The sequence below is a fragment of the Hoyosella sp. YIM 151337 genome (genome assembly GCF_026041215.1).
GTDB lineage: Bacteria > Actinomycetota > Actinomycetes > Mycobacteriales > Mycobacteriaceae > Hoyosella.
Genome location: NZ_JAPEIQ010000043.1, coordinates 75,639 through 95,189, shown reverse-complemented (window position 1 = coordinate 95,189; position 19,551 = coordinate 75,639). Strand labels below are relative to the sequence as shown.

The 19,551-nt window shown below is 61.8% G+C and carries 16 protein-coding genes; 7 read left to right on the top strand and 9 right to left on the bottom strand.

The genetic code is table 11. The features are described from left to right. Window positions 1–7: 7 nt before the first annotated feature. The 3 genes from ONR57_RS20800 to ONR57_RS20790 are packed head-to-tail and all read right to left on the bottom strand — an operon-like array spanning window position 8 to window position 3,137. On the bottom strand, window positions 8–1,474 hold the full coding sequence (locus ONR57_RS20800) for an FAD-binding protein (protein WP_265125621.1): 1,467 nt from the start codon (window positions 1,472–1,474) through the stop codon (window positions 8–10). A gap of 2 nt (window positions 1,475–1,476) precedes the next feature. Next, complete coding sequence (locus ONR57_RS20795; protein ID WP_265125620.1) at window positions 1,477–2,238, bottom strand: glucose 1-dehydrogenase; 762 nt, start codon at window positions 2,236–2,238, stop codon at window positions 1,477–1,479. Between the two features lie 14 nt (window positions 2,239–2,252). Next, complete coding sequence (locus ONR57_RS20790) at window positions 2,253–3,137, bottom strand: 3-oxoacyl-ACP reductase (RefSeq protein WP_265125619.1); 885 nt, start codon at window positions 3,135–3,137, stop codon at window positions 2,253–2,255. A gap of 121 nt (window positions 3,138–3,258) precedes the next feature. Here ONR57_RS20790 and ONR57_RS20785 point away from each other — a divergent pair, with 121 nt between their 5' ends. From ONR57_RS20785 to ONR57_RS20775, 3 genes are read left to right on the top strand one after another with little or no spacing between them, the layout of a single operon-like run. After that, window positions 3,259–4,440 (top strand): acyl-CoA dehydrogenase family protein, encoded by a 1,182-nt coding sequence (locus tag ONR57_RS20785; protein WP_265125618.1) that lies wholly within the window; start codon window positions 3,259–3,261, stop codon window positions 4,438–4,440. An 8-nt stretch (window positions 4,441–4,448) separates the two neighbouring features. Beyond that, the gene (locus ONR57_RS20780; protein WP_265125617.1) at window positions 4,449–5,543 is read left to right on the top strand and encodes an acyl-CoA dehydrogenase family protein; all 1,095 of its coding nucleotides are present in this window, start codon (window positions 4,449–4,451) and stop codon (window positions 5,541–5,543) included. Between the two features lie 11 nt (window positions 5,544–5,554). Further along, complete coding sequence (locus ONR57_RS20775; RefSeq protein WP_265125616.1) at window positions 5,555–7,144, top strand: GMC family oxidoreductase; 1,590 nt, start codon at window positions 5,555–5,557, stop codon at window positions 7,142–7,144. Window positions 7,145–7,254: 110 nt separating this feature from the next. On the opposite strand, the gene ONR57_RS20770 is transcribed toward ONR57_RS20775, so the two are convergent. After that, window positions 7,255–9,144 (bottom strand): BCCT family transporter, encoded by a 1,890-nt coding sequence (locus tag ONR57_RS20770; protein WP_265125615.1) that lies wholly within the window; start codon window positions 9,142–9,144, stop codon window positions 7,255–7,257. A gap of 264 nt (window positions 9,145–9,408) precedes the next feature. Next, window positions 9,409–10,206, bottom strand: a complete 798-nt coding sequence (locus tag ONR57_RS20765) for an IclR family transcriptional regulator (protein ID WP_265125614.1) — start codon at window positions 10,204–10,206, stop codon at window positions 9,409–9,411. 182 nt (window positions 10,207–10,388) lie between these two features. On the opposite strand from ONR57_RS20765, the gene ONR57_RS20760 reads away from it, so the two are divergent. Then, window positions 10,389–10,721 carry a bifunctional 3-phenylpropionate/cinnamic acid dioxygenase ferredoxin subunit gene (locus tag ONR57_RS20760; RefSeq protein WP_265125678.1) on the top strand — a complete coding sequence of 111 codons (333 nt, stop codon included), beginning with the start codon at window positions 10,389–10,391 and terminating at the stop codon, window positions 10,719–10,721. Between the two features lies 1 nt (window position 10,722). Further along, entirely contained in the window at window positions 10,723–11,943 is a 1,221-nt protein-coding gene (locus tag ONR57_RS20755; protein WP_265125613.1) for an NAD(P)/FAD-dependent oxidoreductase, read from the top strand. A 7-nt stretch (window positions 11,944–11,950) separates the two neighbouring features. On the opposite strand, the gene ONR57_RS20750 is transcribed toward ONR57_RS20755, so the two are convergent. Continuing rightward, window positions 11,951–12,742 carry an IclR family transcriptional regulator gene (locus ONR57_RS20750; RefSeq protein ID WP_265125612.1) on the bottom strand — a complete coding sequence of 264 codons (792 nt, stop codon included), beginning with the start codon at window positions 12,740–12,742 and terminating at the stop codon, window positions 11,951–11,953. A 329-nt stretch (window positions 12,743–13,071) separates the two neighbouring features. Here ONR57_RS20750 and ONR57_RS20745 point away from each other — a divergent pair, with 329 nt between their 5' ends. Together ONR57_RS20745 and purU are read left to right on the top strand one after the other, a co-directional pair. Then, window positions 13,072–15,537 (top strand): FAD-dependent oxidoreductase, encoded by a 2,466-nt coding sequence (locus tag ONR57_RS20745; RefSeq protein WP_265125611.1) that lies wholly within the window; start codon window positions 13,072–13,074, stop codon window positions 15,535–15,537. A gap of 18 nt (window positions 15,538–15,555) precedes the next feature. Beyond that, window positions 15,556–16,404, top strand: a complete 849-nt coding sequence (gene purU / locus ONR57_RS20740; protein ID WP_265125610.1) for a formyltetrahydrofolate deformylase — start codon at window positions 15,556–15,558, stop codon at window positions 16,402–16,404. 340 nt (window positions 16,405–16,744) lie between these two features. Here purU and ONR57_RS20735 read toward each other — a convergent pair whose 3' ends face one another. The 3 genes from ONR57_RS20735 to ONR57_RS20725 all read right to left on the bottom strand — a co-directional run bounded on the left by ONR57_RS20735 (window position 16,745) and on the right by ONR57_RS20725 (window position 19,151). Next, window positions 16,745–16,924: a hypothetical protein gene (locus ONR57_RS20735; protein WP_265125609.1), complete on the bottom strand. Its 180-nt coding sequence runs from the start codon at window positions 16,922–16,924 to the stop codon at window positions 16,745–16,747. Window positions 16,925–17,169: 245 nt separating this feature from the next. After that, entirely contained in the window at window positions 17,170–18,774 is a 1,605-nt protein-coding gene (locus tag ONR57_RS20730) for a hypothetical protein (protein WP_265125608.1), read from the bottom strand. A gap of 188 nt (window positions 18,775–18,962) precedes the next feature. Further along, window positions 18,963–19,151 carry a hypothetical protein gene (locus tag ONR57_RS20725; RefSeq protein WP_265125607.1) on the bottom strand — a complete coding sequence of 63 codons (189 nt, stop codon included), beginning with the start codon at window positions 19,149–19,151 and terminating at the stop codon, window positions 18,963–18,965. Window positions 19,152–19,551: the final 400 nt, after the last annotated feature.

The window sequence follows — 19,551 nt, the reverse complement described above, 5'->3', positions numbered from 1 at the left end:
CCCCAGGTCAGCTGACGTGCGCACGAACCTCGGCCGCGGCATGTACACCCGCCCGGCGGCCGAAAAATGACCCCTCGCCAACGCACGTTCCACTCGCATATCCGGAACAATCCTGCGCGATGTTCGATGCGCACGCACCAGCGGCATACAACCCTGCTATGGGGCCGCTCGCTCCGAGGACCTGCCCGTCAGCGCTGGTGCAGAGCCCGCCAAGCGTGAACCCGACGTAGGATGCTTTGCCCAGCGACAAATCGAATGCCGACCAAGGTCCGGCATCGAGTGGTGTCAGCCAGTCCGGGTGCTTGTGGAATTCCGGATCTTCACTGCGTCCGGCGTTCGAGTTGTACTCCGCCAGCGTCGCCACGAGGTTGCCGGCCGGGATTCCAAGCGCCGCTTCCATCTCTTCGATGCTCTCCCAGCCGTCAATGAACGGTGCGAGCGGAATCTCCGGCCATGCCGTGCTTTCAGCGTCGAGGATCAGGTAGGCCCGCGCGTCTGGCTGCGCAAGGACGCTGCCAGCGGTGCGGCCGTGATACGAGTCTTCAGCGACGAACCGCTGGCCCGCCCCGTTCACGATGATGCCATTGAGCATTTGGGGCGGCGGATAGAACGCGGCCGTCATGAACGCGCCTTCCATGTGGACAGGGACGCCACCCGCGGACTGCCCCAGCCTGATGCCCAGTCCATCATCACCCGGCGTGCCTAACGGCATAAACCCGCTGGCCAGTCGTGGCGTGTAGCGCGCGATCATTTCCTTGTTCATCACGAAACCGCCCGCGGCAAGGACGACGCTGCCTGCGCGGAGATTCGCGGGATCTCCGCCCACTCGCGTTACATGCACGCCGGTAACTCGCCCGGTGTCGTCCGCGATCAAGTTCCGTACCCGTGTTTCGTACTGCACACGGATCGGGAGGGATTCGACGTGTTTGGTGAGTATCCGCATGAGTTCGGCACCCCCAGTCTCGCCGGGAGCGGCAACTTTGTGGCCACGCGGCGCGGGCCGGGCCTGATCGCGAAACGGCCACACAAGTTCATTGCCCGTCCACATAAGCCCTTCAGTGCCCGGCTGATAAACCGCCTTCCCGGCGTAGAACGATCTTTCGAAGGGCACACCCAGGGATTCGAGCCAGACGAAGTGATCGACGCTGCCCTCGCAGTACAGCCGGATTTTTTCAGTATCTGGAGCGGGACTCACCGCTTCGATGTAGCGGAACATGTCGGCGACATCGTCGCTGATCCCGGTGGCCTCCTGCACGGGTGTCCCCCCGCCCAGGTAGATCTGTCCGGCACACAAAGCCGTGGTGCCGCCGCTCGCGACGGCACGTTCGAGAAGCAGGACTTCCGCACCGGCCTCGGCGGCTGCTATCGCCGCGCAGGCACCGGCGACGCCGAATCCGACGACAATGACGTCCGCGGAGTCTTCCCATTCGGTGACGTCGGCGGTATTCAGGAGTTCAGGAACGTCCGTCGGCATCGTTACACCTTCAGCGCGTGAGTCGCGGTGGCGCCGCCGTCGGCGACGAATTCTGCTCCTGTGCAGTAGGAGCTTTCGTCGCTCGCGAGGAAGACTGCGACGTTGGCAATCTCCACGGCTTTGCCGACTCTGCCGAGCGCGACGCGTTTACCAACCCAGCTGGTGTCGACGTCGGCACCACCGGCCGCGTCCTGAACCATCTTGGTGTCGATCATTCCAGGGTGGATGGAGTTGACCCGGATTCCGTACTCTCCGAGTTCAAGCGCGGCAACTTTCGTCATCCCCCGGATCGCGAACTTGCTGGAGGTGTAAGCGACCACGAACGGCATACCGGCGAGGCCTTCAACGGAGGACACGTTGATGATCGAGCCGCCGCCAGCGGCCTTTATCGGCTCGACAGCAGTCTTCATTCCGAGGAATGTTCCGACCTGATTGATGTTGATGACGCGCCGGTAGTCTTCGAGCCTGGTGTCCTGAAGGCGCGAAAAGTGCAGCACTCCTGCGTTGTTCATCAGGACGTTGAGCTGGCCGAACTGCGTCGTCGTGAATTCGGCGGCTTCTGCCCAATTCTGTTCGTCGGAGACGTCGAGGTGAATGTATGCCGCCGATTCGCCCAGTTCTTCGGCGAGCAGTTTGCCTTCCGTATCGAGGACGTCGGTGATGACTACCTTTGCGCCCTCGGCGACGAATCTTTGCGCCGCGGCGGCGCCCTGGCCGCGTGCCGCGCCGGTGATGAGTGCTACTTTGCCCGCTAGTCGACTCATGCTGCCTCTTTCCGTCATTCCGCTGGCAAGTCCGACACGGCGAAAACGCGAGCCGGGTCACGATCAGCGAAGTACCCTCCGATTGAACTCGCCATCTCCTCTTGAGACCAGAGTGTGCCCGCTGCGTCGAATCGTTTTTCGACTGTCGGCGGTGCCATCAACGTCACCATTCCGCCGTGCACGACGAACACCTGACCCGAAATCTTCGCTGCGGCGTCCGACGCGAGGAAGGCCACGAACGGCGCGACATGGTCGACGGAAAGCTTGTCCAGCCCTGTTTCGGGTGCGGGACCGAAGACGTCCGACGTCATGCCGGTGCGTGCGCGCGGGCATATGGCGTTCGCCCGCACGCCGTATCGCGACATACTCCGCGCTGTCGCAACGGTGAGGGCCGCGATTCCAGCCTTCGCGGCCGCGTAGTTCGGTTGCCCCGCAGCGCCGAATAAGAACGCTTCAGAGGCGGTGTTGATGACACTCGCTTTCACCGGGGCGCCGGTTTCCTTCGAACGCGCCCGCCACAATGCGGCAGCGTTGCGTGAGAGGAGAAAGTGTCCACGCAAGTGGACCCGCAAGACGAGGTCCCAGTCTTCGTCGGACATGTTGAAGAGCATGCGGTCGCGCAAGACCCCGGCGTTATTGACAAGCACGTCAAGTCCACCGAAATGCTCGCTCGCCGCCGCGATGATTGCGTCTGCGGTGGCGCGTTCAGAGATATCGCCGCTGACGTGGAGGGCTTTCCCACCAGCCGCTTCGATCTCGTCAGCGACGTCTGCCACGGATGGTGCCAGGTCGTTGACGACAACGCGGGCCCCTTGCTCTGCGAGCGCGAGCGCTTCGGCGCGCCCAAGTCCCGCACCTGCGCCCGTAACGACCGCGACTCTTCCTTCGAGTTTCCCCACTCGCTCTCCTGGCCTCGTGTTGTTCGGCAATTTTCGGATAGGTATTTCCCACAGCGTGTTTCATAGCTAGAGTAGAACGTGTTCTTGTTTTGGACAAGAGGGTTGATAGAGAGGGCGCTGAATGCGCATCAGCTACACCACCGACCAGTTGACGCTGCGCGACCACCTGCGTCAGTACTTCACCAGCGTCATGACGCCAGAACGTCGCGAGGGCCTCGAAACCGCGGGCGGAGAATACGGCGACGGCACCGCATATAAGGAGATCATCCGCCAGCTCGGGCGCGACCGATGGCTTGCCGCAGGATGGCCCGAGGAGTACGGCGGCCAGGCACGGCCGATGATCGAGCAGCTTATTTTCACCGAAGAAGCCGCGATCGCCGGGGTGCCGATCCCCTTTCTGACGCTTAATACCATCGGGCCGACGATCATGCGGTACGGCACCGAAGATCAGAAACGATTCTACCTACCGAAGATCGCTGCCGGCGAACTCAACTTCTCCATCGGATACTCCGAACCTGAGGCAGGCACTGACCTCGCGTCACTCAAAACGAGGGCGGTCCGCGATGGTGACAGCTACGTCATCAATGGTCAGAAGATGTGGACGAGCCTCATCGAGTACGCCGACTACATCTGGCTCGCCGCACGTACCGATCCGGACGCTGCGAAGCAAAAGGGCCTTTCCATTTTTATCGTTCCCACCGCCACGCCAGGCTTCAGCTGGACAAAAGTCCACACCGTGGCCGGTCCGGGCACAAGCGCCACCTATTACACCGATGTCCGGGTCTCCGCGGAAGCACTCGTTGGCCAGGAAAACAACGGCTGGCCCCTGATAACCAACCAGCTGAACTACGAACGCGTGGCCCTTACACCAGCAGCACCTCTCCAAGAGTCACTGCGGCAGGTTCGGCAATGGGCGCAACAAACCAAATGCCCCGACGGTTCCCGCGTCATCGAGTCCGAATGGGTGCAGCTACACCTCGCGCGCGTACATGCACACGCCGAGTACTTGAAACTCCGAAACTGGCGGACCGCCTGGGGTGCCGAGACCGGCGAGATCACTCCGGCAGAAGCGTCAGCGACAAAAGTCTTCGGCACCGAGTACGCGACCGAAGGGTACCGTCTGCTGATGGAAGTGCTCGGTACGGGCGCGGTCATCCGCCATAACTCCCCAGGTGCTCTGCTCAAAGGCCGCATCGAAAGGCTGCACCGGGCAGCGCTCATCCTCACGTTCGGCGGCGGCACTAACGAGATCCAGCGTGACATCATCGCCGCCACCGCATTGCGCCTGCCCGTTACCCGATAGGACCATCAATGGATTTCTCCCTCACCGAAGCGCAGCGTGACCTGGCCAGTCTGGCAAAACAAGTTCTGGGCGAATGGAATTCGGCACATCCGGATAGGCCACTCGGCGGTTTTGATCACGAGTTGTGGAAGACGATGACCAGCGCTGGACTGGTCGACGCGGCGCTGCCCAGTTCGGTCGGTGGTGCTGGTTTCGGGGTCCTCGAACAGTGCAGCATCCTCATCGAGATCGGGCGGACGTGCGCTGCGGTGCCTTACCTGACGACAGTCACAGGTGCAGCCGCCGCGCTAGCCAAATATGGAAGCCCAGAACAGCTCGAGCGTTGGCTCGTACCCGTTGTCCGCGGCACCACCACGATGGCACCGGTGATCGCCGACGAGGGTGACACCGCGCCATTCACTGCGGAACGCGGAACAGGCGGCTGGCGACTGTCAGGCTCCCACACGGCGATCCTCGATGGCTCGTTCGCCAGCGCGTTCCTGTGCGAGGCGGTAACGCCCGACGGACACGCGCTCTTCTGTGTACCACGCGATGTGAACGGCGCCACGCTGACAGACCAGCACACCACCGACGGCTCCGGCGCCGTGCACCTGGAGCTTGACGCCGTTGAGGCCGGCGAATCCACACTGCTGGGGAACCCCGGCAACGGTTCGCCAGCATGGCTGCGCCAGCATCTGACGTTGGGCCTATGTGCCCAGCAGCTTGGCACGCTCGAAACCGCACTCGAGATGACGAGCAGTTACGCACGTACTCGCGAGCAGTTCGGCAAACCCATCGGCTCGTTCCAGGCGGTGCGGCAGCGACTGGCCGACGCCTACATCGACGTGGAAGCTGTGCGGCTCACGCTATGGCAGGCCGCCTGGCAGGTGAGCGATGGTGATGCCGATGCGGCCGACGCGCTAGCGACCGCAAAGTTCTGGGCTGCGGAGGCCGGACACCGGGTTGCGCACACCGCGGTCCATATTCATGGCGGCGTCGGTATCGACACCGATTATCCGCTGCATCGTTACTTCGTCGCCGCGAAGCGCGCAGAATTCGCATTAGGCGGCGCCACCGCGCAGCTGCGCACGCTCGGAACGCGACTTGCCGAAGAGATCGTCTAAGGAAGGCCACCATGAGTGAAGCTGATTATGTCGTCGTTGGCGCGGGCAGCGCGGGATGCGTCGTCGCGTCGCGGCTGGCTGAGCAAGGCGCGAACGTCACCCTGATCGAGGCGGGACGCAAGGACAGCAGCCGGTTCGTCCGGACACCCGGGATGATCTCGATCGTGCACACGGTGCCGCAGGTCAAGAAACGGTTCGACTGGGGTTACTACACGGTGCCGCAGAAGCACGCGGCAGACCGCAAAATCCCGCACACTCGCGGCAAGGTGCTCGGTGGGTCGAGCTCAATCAACGGAATGCTGTTCGTCCGTGGCAATCGGGCCAACTATGACAGCTGGGCTGCTGAGGGATGCGATGGCTGGAGTTACGACGATGTGCTGCCCGCCTACAAGCGACTCGAAGACTGGGAAGGCGGCGCGGATGAACACCGCGGCGCAGGCGGACCTATCAAGGTCACACGCCAGCGGGACGTGACGGATGCGTCGCTGCGTTTCATGGATGCGCTGGCTGCCACAACGGGCGCTCCGCTGATTGATGATTACAACGGCCCGGAACAAGAGGGCATCGGGATCTTCCAGCAAAGTGCCAGCAACGGTCTGCGCTACAGTTCGTCGCGCGGCTACCTGGGCGGCGCGCCGCGGCTCACGGTCGAAACCGGCGTGACGGCAACGCGAGTCGCCTTCACCGGAAATCGTGCGACCGGGGTCGAGGTGCTCGACAAGTCGGGAATCCGGATCATCAGTGCTGCAAGAGAAGTCATACTCGCGGCAGGCGTATTCGGCTCGCCCCAATTGCTCATGCTTTCCGGCATTGGACCGGCCGAACAGCTCCGTGACTTCGGCATCCGCGTGCGGCAAAACTTGCCAGTCGGGAAGAACCTGCACGACCACCTCTTCGTGCCGATGACGTTTCTGATGCCCTCCGCACTGCACCGCGGAACACCACTGCACTTCTTGTCCGGCATGGTGCAGGAATCCACCCGCGGCAATAGCTGGTTCGGACGCACCGTCTTCGAAGCTGCGGGCTTCTTGCGCACCTCATTCGCGTCAACTGTGCCGGACCTGCAGATTCATACGCTCCCGTGGTCGTATCCGACGCCCAATCAAGACCTGCCGGTGCGGCACAAAGTCGACACCCGGCCAGCGCTGACCATCTTTCCCACCCTGATTTATCCGCACAGCCGCGGCGAGGTGCGGCTCGCATCGGCAGACCCCACCGCCGCACCACTCATTGATCCCGCGTATCTCTCCGAACCGGCGGACGCCGACCTCCTTGTTGAAGGCATTCAGCTGATCAGGGAAGTCATGGCGCACAAAGACATCGCCCACGAGGTCCGAGGCGAGTTCGCGCCCGGGCCGGCCTTCCTCAGCGAGACCGCGCTGCGGCGCGAGCTCCCCACCCGCATCCACTCGGTGTATCACCCCGTTGGCACGTGCCGGATGGGGACTGACGAACGTGCGGTCGTCGATCCCCAGCTCAAGGTCCTCGGCGTCGAAGGGCTTCGCGTCGCCGATGCGTCGATTATGCCGAGCATCACCGGGGGCAACACCAACGCACCGGCGATGATGATCGGTGAGCGGTGCGCTGACCTGCTCTCCTGACCCCAAATTCATCTACGAGCGTCATCGAAAACCGCGCCAGAATCGGGTTTTCCGTTGACTCTCGTAGATGGATTTAGTCCGCCGCTCCGGATGCTTAGGCCAGAATCGGCCTAGTTGACCTTCGTAGGAGGATCCGAGTCCGGGGGCGCAGCCCGTAGCGACCCCTCATGCGAGGCCGCGAACTCAGGTGTATCGAACACCTGCCCAGCAAGGGGGTCCTCCACTGCATTTTCCGCAACTGTCGCAGCACCGGTTGCGGGGTCGATCACGATGTCACACGACTCCACCGGACGCAGGGAGTACACCGTTCCACCGGTCCCGTTGCGGTCGCCGCTTACTGGCCTCGGCGTGTCGAGAGTCGCGAGCGATGCGGAGATTCCCCGCGCGCCGCGCCACACAGAGCGGTGCGGCGGCAAGGATTGTGCGGCCACCGGTGCCGCCGCGCTTTGCTCGCCCTGGGCGGACACCTCGACCATGTGCACGTAATTGGACATCTGACTCACGTCGTATCGGAAGGCCCGCAGCAATGAGAAGCACGCGAGCACCATGATGATCGAGAACGGCAGAGCCGTGACGATCGACGCCGTCTGCAGCGCAGTGAGTGCTTCACTGCCGCCGACGATCAAGAGGACAGCGGCAGCTGCTCCTTCAAGCACCGCCCAGTACGTGCGAGTGATCTTCGACGTTTCGATTGCCCCACCCGTGGCCAGGATGTCGACCACCAAAGACCCTGAGTCCGAGGATGTTACGAAGAAGAACACCACGACGCAGATCGCCAGGATGCTGGTGATGGTGGCAAGTGGAAGCGTGTCAAGGTATGCGAAGAGCGCGGTACTCGCGGTCACACTGTCACCGGGGGCCACATCGCCAGCTTCGCGCTGCCGCAGAATCGCGGAGTCACCGAAGACGGTAAACCACACCGAACTGACGAGTGTCGGAGCGATAAGAACACCCATCACAAACTCGCGAATAGTGCGGCCCCGGGAGATCCGAGCGATGAACATGCCGACGAAGGGCGCCCAGCTGATCCACCAGCCCCAGTAGAAGACTGTCCACGCGGCAGCCCAGCCATCGTCGGAGAACGGGGCAGTTCGCAACATCAATTCTGGTAGCGCTTGCGCGTAGTTGCCGAGATTCTGGACCCACGCCTGCAGCAGGAAGAGTGTCGCACCCACCGCGAATACGAAGAAGGCCAGCAGTGCCGCGAGGGTCATGTTCGTATTTGAGAGCCACTTCAGGCCCCGGTGCACACCGGATACAACGGAGAGCGTGGCAATAAGTGTGATGACAACGACAACGCCCAGGATCCATAGGTTGTTCGATTCGATCCAGCCCAGGTATTCGAGGCCCGCCATGATCTGCTGAACACCAAAACCCAGCGACGTGGCGACACCAAACAGCGTTCCCACGATCGCGACGGCATCGACCGTGTGCCCCATCCAGCCTTCGACGCGTTTACGGCCGAGCAGCGGCTCGAGGAGCCACCGGACCGCGAGAGGCCGGCCTTTGCGGAACGTCATGTATGCAAGCCCCAAGCCGATCACTACGTAAATCGACCAGGCATGCAGGCCCCAGTGGAACATCGTGATTTCGAGAGCCTGATTCGCGGCAGCGTCCGTGCCACCCGCAACTCCACCGGCCTCGGGGGGCGTGAGGTAGTGCATCAACGGCTCGGCGACTCCGTAGAACACCAGACCAATACCCATGCCTGCGGAGAAGAGCATGGCGAACCAGGAAAGCAGGCCGAACTCGGGTTCTTCGTTATCGCATCCCAGCCGCAGCTTGCCGATGCGCGTGAACGCGCAGTACAGCGCGAAAATCACGAAGCCTGTGGCCGCTAGGACGTACCACCAGCCGACACCGTCGGCAAGCACGCCGTTGAGGGCAGTGAATGCGTCCTCGGCAGTGCCGCCGTAGAAGGCGGCGAATGCGATAAGACCGAATATAGCGAGCGAGGCAGGGATGAAGACTGGTTTGCGCAGTGATGTCCACGCGGTCATATGCGTTCCTCTGTCAGATTTTCGTGATCGCCAAAGGCAGCCATAGTGCCACCGTTCCTTCGTGCGGGCCGCCCCGGCGTGTGCGCGAAATGCGGGACGTAAGGGGCTTCGCCGCGGGCCGCGGTTTCTTGAACATGAAGTTTGTTGCGCACAGGAACCGGCTGGGCATTTGTTGCACTATGCGAGACCAGATGCGCGATACAAAACTAACTCCCGCGCTAGAGATGTGTCAATCATCACACCCGTACTGCTTTGGCGCCAGCCTTACGCCACCTGATTCTGTTCGATACGCAGGGCGGCATCGGACAGCGCTTGGACAACCTCGCTGAAGCACGCTTCCGGCAGCCGGTACGACGGTCCGGACACGCAGAGCGCAGCAACGATTCGTTTGCTCACCGGGCTTCGCACCGGTACGGCGACAGAGGTTAAGCCCTCTTCGAGCTCCTCAACAGTCGCTGCCCACCCGCCTGCTCGCACCTTCCAGAGTTCCCTGGCGAGCGACGCAATATCGACAATCGTCCGGGCAGTGAACTCCTCATACGCCGATCCGATGCGTTGCTCGACATAGGTAGGTGACATCTCGCAAAACAGCACCTTGCCGGTGGCGGTCGCGTGAGCGGGTGACTCTTTACCCACCCACGTGCGCACCGCAACGCGCCGATCTCCCCGGCACTCGAGCACATTCACTATCGACGACCGGTCCAGCACAGCGAGGTTCACCGTTTCCCCTAAATGCTCAGCAAGACGATCACATTCCGGTTGAGCAGACTCAACCAGCGCGCTCTGCGCGACTGTTGCCTCCGCCAATCGGACGACAGCGAATCCCAGCTGATACTGGCCGCGATTGGCCGACTCCTCAACGAATCCCCGCTGCTGCAGCGAGGTGACCAGCCGGGCAACGGTGGAGCGGTGGACATCGAGCCGGTCGGCAGTCTCCGACACCCCTAAGCGCCCCTCGGCAGCGATGAGCTCCAAGACGTCCAGTGCGCGTTCGACAGCATGCACAGTTTTTGCTCGCCCTTCCACGGGAAGGGGCGGCGTGCCATGCAGGTCTTTCCCCATTACTAAAGGCTATGCGATTTGGTATCGAAAAGTCTTGACATCAGGCAACCGGCAGCGCATTGTGTTGCGTAAGGCGCCGTCAAGTGCACATAACGCAACACGGCACCTCCGTTTCGGCCCTAGTCCCACCGGAGGTAAGAGTGATTCTCGACCACCGCTCTCACACCGCCCTGCCCGAACAGATGCCGGGCTCAGCGGTAATGCCCGTTTGCCAACTTTCAGCGTTGCCTGAGGGTGAAGTCACGACGATTACTCCGCCCGGAATGAGCCCCGTCTCAATCTTCCATACAGACGAAGGACTCTTCGCGATCGACGACACCTGCACGCACCAAGATGCGTCACTCGCCGATGGCTGGGTCGAAGACTGCAAGGTGGAGTGCCCACTGCACGAAGCTTGTTTCGATTTGCGCACCGGCGTCCCTTCCGGTCCGCCCGCAAAGATTGCCGTGCGCACGCACGAAGTTGTCGTCCTCGACGGCGTTATCTATCTGAAGCTGACAACGGGAGGTGCCTGAAATGACCTACTCCGCAAGCGGTCCCGCCTCGATTCTGGTGGTTGGCGCATCACTCGCAGGACTCTCAGCAGCCCGTGCGCTGCGCGAACGCGGATACACAGGAAGGCTGACCGTCGCAGGCAGCGAACCCTCCGGCCCATATGACCGCCCTCCGTTGTCAAAAGATTTTCTCACGGGTGCACTTACAGAAGACGACATCGCTCTGATGAGTGGCGATGACGCCGCTTTAGATGCCGAATGGCGCATGGCACACACTGCCACCGAATTGTCCGCAGCAGAGTGCGGTGGTTATCGCGTGACTTTTTCCGGTGGCGAGACCATCGGCGCAGACGTGGTCATTCTCGCAACTGGCGCGCGGGCGCGGACGCTGCCGGGGTGCTCCGGCCTCCGCGGAGTCCACACTCTCCGCAGTCTCGACGATGCCAGGGAGTTGCGCGCCTCGTTGCGGCAGTCGCGAAACGTGGTCATCGTGGGTGCCGGTTTTATCGGGGCGGAGGTAGCCTCGAGCGCCGTGAGCATGGGCCTGAACGTTACTGTCGTGGAAGCCTCGCCGACCCCGCTGGCCGGGCCGCTAGGAGCTGAACTCGGCGCAATTTGCGCCAGCCAGCACGCAGCCAACGGTGTTGACCTCGTCACGGGCGTTGCTGTCGCGAGACTCGCGGGTGATGAGCGGGTCCACGCGGTTGAGCTTGCGGACGGACGCATATTGCCCGCCGACACCGTACTAGTGGGGATCGGCGCCGTTCCAAATGTTGAATGGGCGGAATCCTCAGGAATCCTCATCGATGACGGCTTCGTCACCGATACAGCGGGTCAAACGAATCTGCCTGGGGTGTATGCCATTGGTGACTGCGCCCGCTCTTACGATGTGTGGGCCAACGCCCACCACCGCAGCGAACACTGGAGCAATGCGATAGCACAAGCAGGCATCGCGGCGGATTCAATCTTGGGCAAAACACCCAGCCCCGCGGCGATACCGTACTTCTGGTCGCACCAGTACGGAAAGATGCTGCAGTTTGCGGGGGCCCGGGGACAGGCAGACCAGATCCGCTGGGTAGAAGGCGACCCCGTATCGGGCACCTTCGTCGTCGTCTACGAACGTGACGGCGTGCCAACCGGAGTCTTCGCGATGAATAACGTCCGTTTGTTCACTCGCTACAAGAAGCAGCTCAGCAAGGCTTACTGCCAGCCCCGGCCTGAGACAGCCGCGCTAGCTACGTAGCCCCGACCTACACCGACTGATACCCGAGCCGGCTGCTGATCTGGTCAGCGATGGCTCGGGCAGATCGTGCCACCGACTCGAAAACATCGGGCTTCAACCGGTACGCAGGACCCGAAACACTCAGGGCTGCTACCACTTTGGACGTGAAATCGTGGACCGGCACCGATACCGCGTTGAGGCCTGCTTCCAGATCCTCTTCAGCCTCCGCCCAACCCCGCTCGCGGACGTCAGCCAGGACGCGCAAGAGTTCATTGAAATCCGTGATCGTCCGTGGTGTTACCGCGCTCAACCCACCCGCGAGGCGTTCCGCCAGTTCCGCCTGGTTCAGCTCAGAAAGCAAAAGTTTGCCACTCGAAGTGGCATACGCAGGGCTCCCCTGGCCAACCCAGGTGTGGGCGGCAACCCCAGATGGCCCATCCGCTTTCACCACGCACACCGCCCGGTCGCCATCAAGAATGGACACGTTGACCGTCTCGCCAACCTCGCCAGCAAGTACCGCACAGAATTCCTGACTGTGCCGTACAAGGTCTCCGTCCGGTGCCGCGGATCGCGCCAGTCGCACAATCGACCTTCCAAGCTGGACCCGGCCGCGGCTTTTTACCTGCGCGAGATACCCTCTCGACTCGAGCGCCGAAATGAGGCGAGACGCGGTGGACTTATGAACGCCGAGTTCCGCGGCAACGTCCGTCACCCGAGCTTCGCCGTGCCTGGCAACAATTTCGAGGATTATCAGGGCACGATCAACCGACTGGACACCATTCGTGGTGCGCGCGTCCGTAAACCCAGCGAGATCAGTCATATCAGACTCAGGATACTGGACAGTAAGGCCCGGGAAACCCAACTGTAACAAAGGGCACACAGCGGTAGGCGCGTCGTCCTAGCGCACTCTGGGCGGGTTCAGACCGTCAATTCCGCAACGTTCAAGAATCCGCGAAGTCGCAGCTAGTGAGGGGTTGACGCATGAAAGTATCAGACTTAGTGTATTGATATATCAGTCGTATCCCTGCTGTTCCACCGCTGCAGCGGCGAGTTCGAATGGGTTGTCCCCCACCTGTGGGGCTGCATTGAGATCAAAGATTCCGCGGCAGCCGCACTACAAGCGCATCCCAGACACCAGAGAGGACCGCTATGAGGTCACCCCGCGTAGTGATAATCGGAGCCGGCATCGTCGGAGCCAATTTGGCTGACGAGCTCACCGCGAGAGGCTGGGACCGAATCACCGTTCTGGATCAGGGACCGCTGCCGCTCACCGGGGGCTCCACCTCGCACGCCCCCGGTCTTGTCTTTCAAACCAACGCGTCGAAGGCACTCACCGAGTTCGCAAGCTACACGGTTGAGAAGTTCATGAGCCTCGACGTCGACGGCCAATGGTGCTTCAGTCAGCTCGGCGGTCTTGAGGTCGCCACCACAGAGGAGCGCCTCGCGGACCTCCACAGGAAACAGGCCTGGGCCACCTCTTGGGGGGTTGCAGACGCCGCCGTACTCGACGCGCGGGAATGCGGCAAGCTCCATCCGCTCGTCGATCAGAGCCAGATCCTCGGTGGCCTCTACGTCCCGACAGACGGGCTGGCGAAGGCATCTCGGGTGGTCGTCGCCCTCATCCGTCGCGCCACTCAGCGCGGAGCCGAATTCCAGGGCTCCACCAAGGTAACTGGCATTGAACAAAGTGGTGGCCACGTCACTGGGGTGGTCACTTCACGCGGCACCTTCCCCGCGGACATCGTCGTCTCGTGCGCGGGTTTCTGGGGGCCTGCAGTCGGTGAACTCGTCGGGATGCGTGTGCCCCTCCTCCCTCTGGCCCATCAGTACGCGAAAACCGGGCAGGTCCCAGAACTGGTGGGCAAGAACAGCGAACTGGCGGAAGCCAGCCTGCCGATCTTGCGGCACCAGGATCAGGATCTGTACTTCCGCGAGCACGGTGACCGTCTCGGAATCGGCAGCTACGCCCACCGGCCAATGCCGGTGGACCTGCGATATCTCGCTGAGAGCGACGATGTGACCACGAATGCCATGCCCTCGATGCTGCCGTTCACCGAAGAGGACTTCGCACCGTCCTGGGCAGAATGCAAAAGGCTCATTCCAAGCCTCGAATCGACAAAGCTCGAAGAGGGCTTCAACGGTGTCTTCTCGTTCACGCCAGACGGCGGCCCGGTTGTTGGCGAGTCACCTGAGGTGGCGGGATTCTGGATCGCCGAAGCGGTTTGGGTGACTCACTCCGCCGGCGTCGCACGCTCAGTCGCACAGCTGCTCGTCGAGGGCCGCAGCGAAATTTCGCTGCACGGCTGCGACGTTCATCGCTTCGAAGCGATTCAGACCTCCCCTGAGTACGTGAGTGAAACCGGCCAGCAGAACTTCGTCGAAATCTACGATGTCCTGCACCCACTGCAGCCACGCATCTCACCGCGAAACCTGCGCGTAAGCCCGTTCCACGCGCGCCAGCAAGAACTCGGTGCGTTCTTCCTCGAAAGCGGTGGCTGGGAGCGCCCACAGTGGTTCGAGGCGAACGCAGGGCTACTCGACGAGCTGCCGCCCGAGTGGACGCCACCTCCCCGAGACGCATGGGCAGCGCAATTCTCTTCACCAATCGCCGCTGTGGAGGCGTGGCGGACCCGGACCGCTGTCGCCATGTATGACATGACTCCGCTGAAACGGGTCGAAATCAGTGGACCTGGCGCACTGGCGTTCCTGACCCGGCTTACGACGGGCAAGATGGACAAGTCTGTCGGCTCCGTTACCTACACTCTGATGCTCGACGAAGCGGGCGGCGTTCGCAGCGACCTCACGGTCGCCCGGTTGTCTGAGACGAGTTTTCAGATCGGCGCCAACGGCAACCTCGATGTTGACTATTTCCGCAGGCAGTCACCTTCTGACGGCAGCGTGATCATTCGGGACATCACTGGCGGCACCTGCTGCATCGGGGTGTGGGGTCCGCAGGCGCGCAAACTGGTACAGGCACTGAGCTCGGACGACTTCAGCGGCGAGAGCTTCAAGTACTTTCGCTCCAAGCAGGTCTGGATCGACGGCATCCCCGTCACAGCAATGCGCCTCTCCTACGTCGGCGAGCTCGGATGGGAGCTGTACACCTCCGCCGAGTACGGCCTTCGTCTCTGGGACACGCTATGGGCTGAGGGTCAGCAATATGGCGTGATTGCCGCAGGCCGGGCCGCCTTCAACAGTTTGCGCATCGAAAAGGGCTACCGCGCCTGGGGATCGGACATGACTACGGAGCACAACCCGTTTGAAGCCGGTCTGGGATTCTCCGTCAGCGCACAGAAGCAGGGCTACATCGGCTGCGAAGCGATCCAGCGCATCAAGCAGAAACCGCTGACCCGACGACTGGCCTGCGTCGCTGTCGACGACGGTAAGTCCATCGTTCTCGGGCACGAACCTGCCTTCATGCATGGCGAGCCCGCCGGTTACGTAACAAGTGCAGCGTTCGGTCACACCGTCGGAAAACCAATTGCCTACGTGTGGCTGCCCGCTGCGGCCACACCCGGAACACAGATCGAAATTCAGTACTTCGACCGCGTTATCGCCGCAACCGTCGTCGATGAGCCGCTGGTCGATCCAGAAATGAAGCGAATCAAGGCTTAGCAGCGAGGAGAAAATCACATGTCCCACACGTTCACCCTGACACTGCGCTGTACCGATCGACCCGGCATCATCCGGGCTGTCAGCGCCTTCCTGTTCCAGCACAACTGCGATATCACCGAACACAAACAGTTCGATGACAACCCAAACCGGGCGTTCTTCTTGAGAACCTCGTTCGTCACCACGGACGACACCACCGCTGAAGCGCTCACGGAGGCCTTTGCGGAGACAGCGGACGCATTCGGCATGGAGTACCAATTCCACGCCGACGACGCGCCGCGCGTTCTCGTGATGGTGTCGCGGATGGGACACTGCCTCAACGACTTGATTTTCCGCTGGCGCGCGGGAACGCTCGGCGGCGAACTTGTCGCTGTGGTGTCTAACCACCCGGATTTGCGCCCGATGGCCGAAGCCGCGGGACTTCCGTTCATCCACGTTCCCGTCACGGCTGCTACCAAGCCGGAAGCCGAGGCAGAGCTGCTCCGGCTTGTCGACGAGTATCAAGCCGATCTCGTGGTGCTCGCTCGCTACATGCAGGTTCTCTCCGACGACGCCTGCAATGCGCTCCACGGCCGCGCTATCAATATTCACCATTCGTTTCTTCCCGGCTTCAAGGGCGGAAAGCCATATCACCAGGCATATGATCGCGGCGTGAAACTCGTTGGGGCAACCGCACATTACGTGACGCCCGACTTGGATGAGGGCCCGATCATCGAGCAAGAGGTGATCAGGATCGATCACTCATATGCGCCGGTGCGCCTTGCGACGATCGGTCAAGACGCTGAGGCTCTCGCTCTCTCGCGGGCAGTGCGCTGGCACTGTGAACATCGGGTGCTGCTCGACGGACACCGGACAGTCGTGTTCAACTGACGAAATGCGGGGGCCACAAGGTACGGGACCTCCGGACCTTGTGGCCCTGCCGTCGTTGCCACTGCCAGCTGACCTTGTGTCACCGGCCAGTGATGTCCCCACTTCTCGCGCTGGAATCATGTCGCGTGTCGGCTGCCCCACAGCGTGTGCGATTGCAGTCTCCAGCCAGCGCGCGTGGGTTTCCGAGAAGTCCTATGCTCTCGTCGCGTCGTGGGCGAACCACCTGAGTCCGGACAATCAGGTTAGTGCCTGCCTCGGAGCCACCCCAGCGCGTCGAGTATCAGGTCGCGGTAGCCCCGCTGCTGAGCGCGGTCGAGGGTTCGCCGCATCGTCCGCTCGTTCACCGGATGCTGTCGAGGCCGGTCAAGACCCGACCCGTGTCCAGCAGCGATGTCGGGTCCACGATCCGGCTGATCACCAGATCACGAAAGGTCGTGTCCCCGACGCCGGAGCGCGCCGCGGGCTCGGTCGGCAGCGTGTCCTTTTCAAGGACGAGAACCTCACGGAAGTGCGGGCTCAACGCGGCCGTTGGTTGTAGGTGAGTTTCGCGTTGGCGATCGCTATAGCGGGCCCGGCAGCGACGACGACCGTCGTCGCCGACAATACGGACGTTGGTGCAGGATCAATAGTGAGCAGGTCCGGACGTGACCCAAAGTGACCCTAGCGTGGAAGATTCAGCACCTTCTTGGCTTGTTCACAGACGCCGGCGGACTCGGCTCGGGGTCGAGGAGATGTGCACAGTCCTGCGTACTGCGGATGTTTGCTTCAGCGATAGATTTGCGCGAAGCGATTCGCGGCGTTCTCGTAGAGCTTGCGAGTATCTGCCGCGAGATCGGTCAAAACCTCGGATTCCCTGTCGATGTCTTGACGGCACGCACGGCTTTCCTCCGCGTGCGTCAAGCTGACCTCCCAGATTTTCTCTCTGCTGCGGGCAGTGGAAGCAGGGTCGTCACCTGACTCTCGGAAGTTCGTTTCCAAACCGCGGATGTACTTCAGGTCGGCGGCGATACACACTCGCATCGCCTCGACGTAAGCTTGTGCCGAATTCTTGAACTGATCGTCGCGAGGCATGAGCTCGCTTGATTGATCTTCGAAGAATTGCAACGCCTCGTCATACTCCGCAGCGTCCCACGCGACGGAGCGCTCATCTCTGGTCAAGTCTAGTCCCGGGTGGGGGTAGTTCGAGGTTGTCCACACGTCGTACGCACCGTCGCGGAGCGCCGAGGCCCTTACCGGAACAGCGCCCGTCCCGGTCTGACGACCGTCAATAACGGCGTCGGGTAGCAGACTCAATGCGTGAAGCGCCCTTTCGGCGCGTTCGGCGTAGGACTCTTTTGCACGTTCGGACGCATCGGAACGATCGATTTCGTCGACGAAACGTTGGAGAAAGTAGCGTGCCAGGGCAATGTGGGCCACCCCGGTTTGGTCCTGATCGGTAGGCGGGTTTGCCAACACTTCGCGTCCCATATCTCCGTAGTGTCCGGCCATGACGGCGATACGCACCTGGTCCGCACTCAGACTGTCCATCGCCGGGACGCTCCCGATGCTGCGGATCAGCGCTCGGACGTAAAACCCGATGTCATAGTGCCCTTGTTCCAGGACTCGGATGCCGTAGTTCAACCGTTCCCTGGCTGATTGGTAAGCACGCTCGTTGAGGGCATATGTCCGGTAAAGTGCGCCCATCGTCGACGATTCTTCGGCCGCCTCGAGAGCACGAGCCTGTGCATCGATGAAGCCATCGACCTGCGCGTGGTAAAACGCCACGCGAGACCGCATGAACTCATTGTCGGCAGTCAGGTCCGCGATGTCAGTCTTGTGCGCGCGCGCATCCGACAGCGCTCGGGCGTGGAACTCGATAGCAGTAGAACGCGCCGACTCGAAGTCTTCCTCGATTTTCAATGCGCGGATGCCGACACGTCTGAACACCTCTGAATACGCATCGTTGATCGAGCCGCGAAACGCGGACGCGCGTGCGGTGAGTGGTTGAACGAGGGATTCTTCTTGCGATGGGCTTCGGAACGAGATGAGTACTTCGCGCAGTAGTTCCGTGTAGATGTTAAGCGCAAGGGACTGCGCTTCCGCGACGCGGAATTGCTTGCTGAACATGCGACTCGCGGCAACACTCTCGAGTGTCGGGACCGTTTCGACCGCGTTCTCGAGACCAGACGGATCGCGCACGTTGTCGTTGATCAACTCAATAAATTCAGCTTGGTGTTCGAAATACTCTTCAGCTTTGCGATCGGCGATGGCGTGCGCAACGGCCGCTCCGGCGGCAGCAAATAGCGCTATGACGCACAGGGCAGCGACCAGAATTTTCGACCTGAGGGAAATAGTTCGAAATGGACTAAATGATCGCTTTTCATCGGACATATATCAACCCGCGCACAGTTTTTCGCTTTAATTCCGATGAAGACACCGTTCGATCATAGACGGTCACGTTCGACGACTGGCAGGTCAAGCCCTTCCGACCTTGCCCCGCCGAGGTAGTCGCCTTCTTCGCGAGTGGTATCGAGCACCAGCACGTCGCACTTTCCGGGCAGAGGGGGCCGCCCTGCGGCCTAGTGACCAGAGGTGACACGGTTGATCTGCCGCAGGATCCACCACGGCACGAGATCCGCGACCGCCATAAACGCAGTCGATTGCCAGCCAACCGGATAATGCGGGCCCCGTGGGATCAGCGAGGATCGGCTTTCTGCGATCCTCAGAATCGAATCGGCGACATCCTCGGCGGTCAGCGAAATACCCAATGCCCGGTGCTCCCGGTGTCCAGCCCTTTTACCATGTCCGTCGCAACGAACAGCGGCCACACCGCACGCACCGCGATGTCGTCCGGAGACTTGCCGATCAGGCGGAGTCGACGGAGTTCTGGGATTGCTCGGCTAAGCAGCATCGGCTGTGCGGCGCTGAGCCGGGGCAGCCGACGGCGCGGCTTAGCTTGCCCGGGGGCGATCGGACGTCACAACCCAATGTATGCCGCACGGGCTGACGAGCAGACATTTCAAAGGCCAGGCACACCGACACCAGTCTGCCCTGCTTGGGCGCAGGTACGGGCCACGCAGCCACGCCTGTCATTAGGTCATGTCGATGTCCAGCATCAGCAAGCCGTCGGTAGCGCGACACCAACTGCATTCTGGTTGTATGGGACAC

Excerpts from the sequence above, each read along its gene's own strand:
- ONR57_RS20770 (WP_265125615.1), bottom strand. The coding sequence starts at position 9,144 with ATGACCGCGTGGACATCACTGCGCAAACCAGTCTTCATCCCTGCCTCG.
- ONR57_RS20755 (WP_265125613.1), top strand. The coding sequence starts at position 10,723 with ATGACCTACTCCGCAAGCGGTCCCGCCTCGATTCTGGTGGTTGGCGCA.
- ONR57_RS20750 (WP_265125612.1), bottom strand. The coding sequence starts at position 12,742 with ATGACTGATCTCGCTGGGTTTACGGACGCGCGCACCACGAATGGTGTC.
- ONR57_RS20800 (WP_265125621.1), bottom strand. The coding sequence starts at position 1,474 with ATGCCGACGGACGTTCCTGAACTCCTGAATACCGCCGACGTCACCGAA.
- ONR57_RS20745 (WP_265125611.1), top strand. The coding sequence starts at position 13,072 with ATGAGGTCACCCCGCGTAGTGATAATCGGAGCCGGCATCGTCGGAGCC.
- ONR57_RS20775 (WP_265125616.1), top strand. The coding sequence starts at position 5,555 with ATGAGTGAAGCTGATTATGTCGTCGTTGGCGCGGGCAGCGCGGGATGC.
- ONR57_RS20785 (WP_265125618.1), top strand. The coding sequence starts at position 3,259 with ATGCGCATCAGCTACACCACCGACCAGTTGACGCTGCGCGACCACCTG.
- ONR57_RS20760 (WP_265125678.1), top strand. The coding sequence starts at position 10,389 with ATGCCGGGCTCAGCGGTAATGCCCGTTTGCCAACTTTCAGCGTTGCCT.
- purU (WP_265125610.1), top strand. The coding sequence starts at position 15,556 with ATGTCCCACACGTTCACCCTGACACTGCGCTGTACCGATCGACCCGGC.
- ONR57_RS20780 (WP_265125617.1), top strand. The coding sequence starts at position 4,449 with ATGGATTTCTCCCTCACCGAAGCGCAGCGTGACCTGGCCAGTCTGGCA.
- ONR57_RS20795 (WP_265125620.1), bottom strand. The coding sequence starts at position 2,238 with ATGAGTCGACTAGCGGGCAAAGTAGCACTCATCACCGGCGCGGCACGC.
- ONR57_RS20765 (WP_265125614.1), bottom strand. The coding sequence starts at position 10,206 with ATGGGGAAAGACCTGCATGGCACGCCGCCCCTTCCCGTGGAAGGGCGA.
- ONR57_RS20730 (WP_265125608.1), bottom strand. The coding sequence starts at position 18,774 with ATGTCCGATGAAAAGCGATCATTTAGTCCATTTCGAACTATTTCCCTC.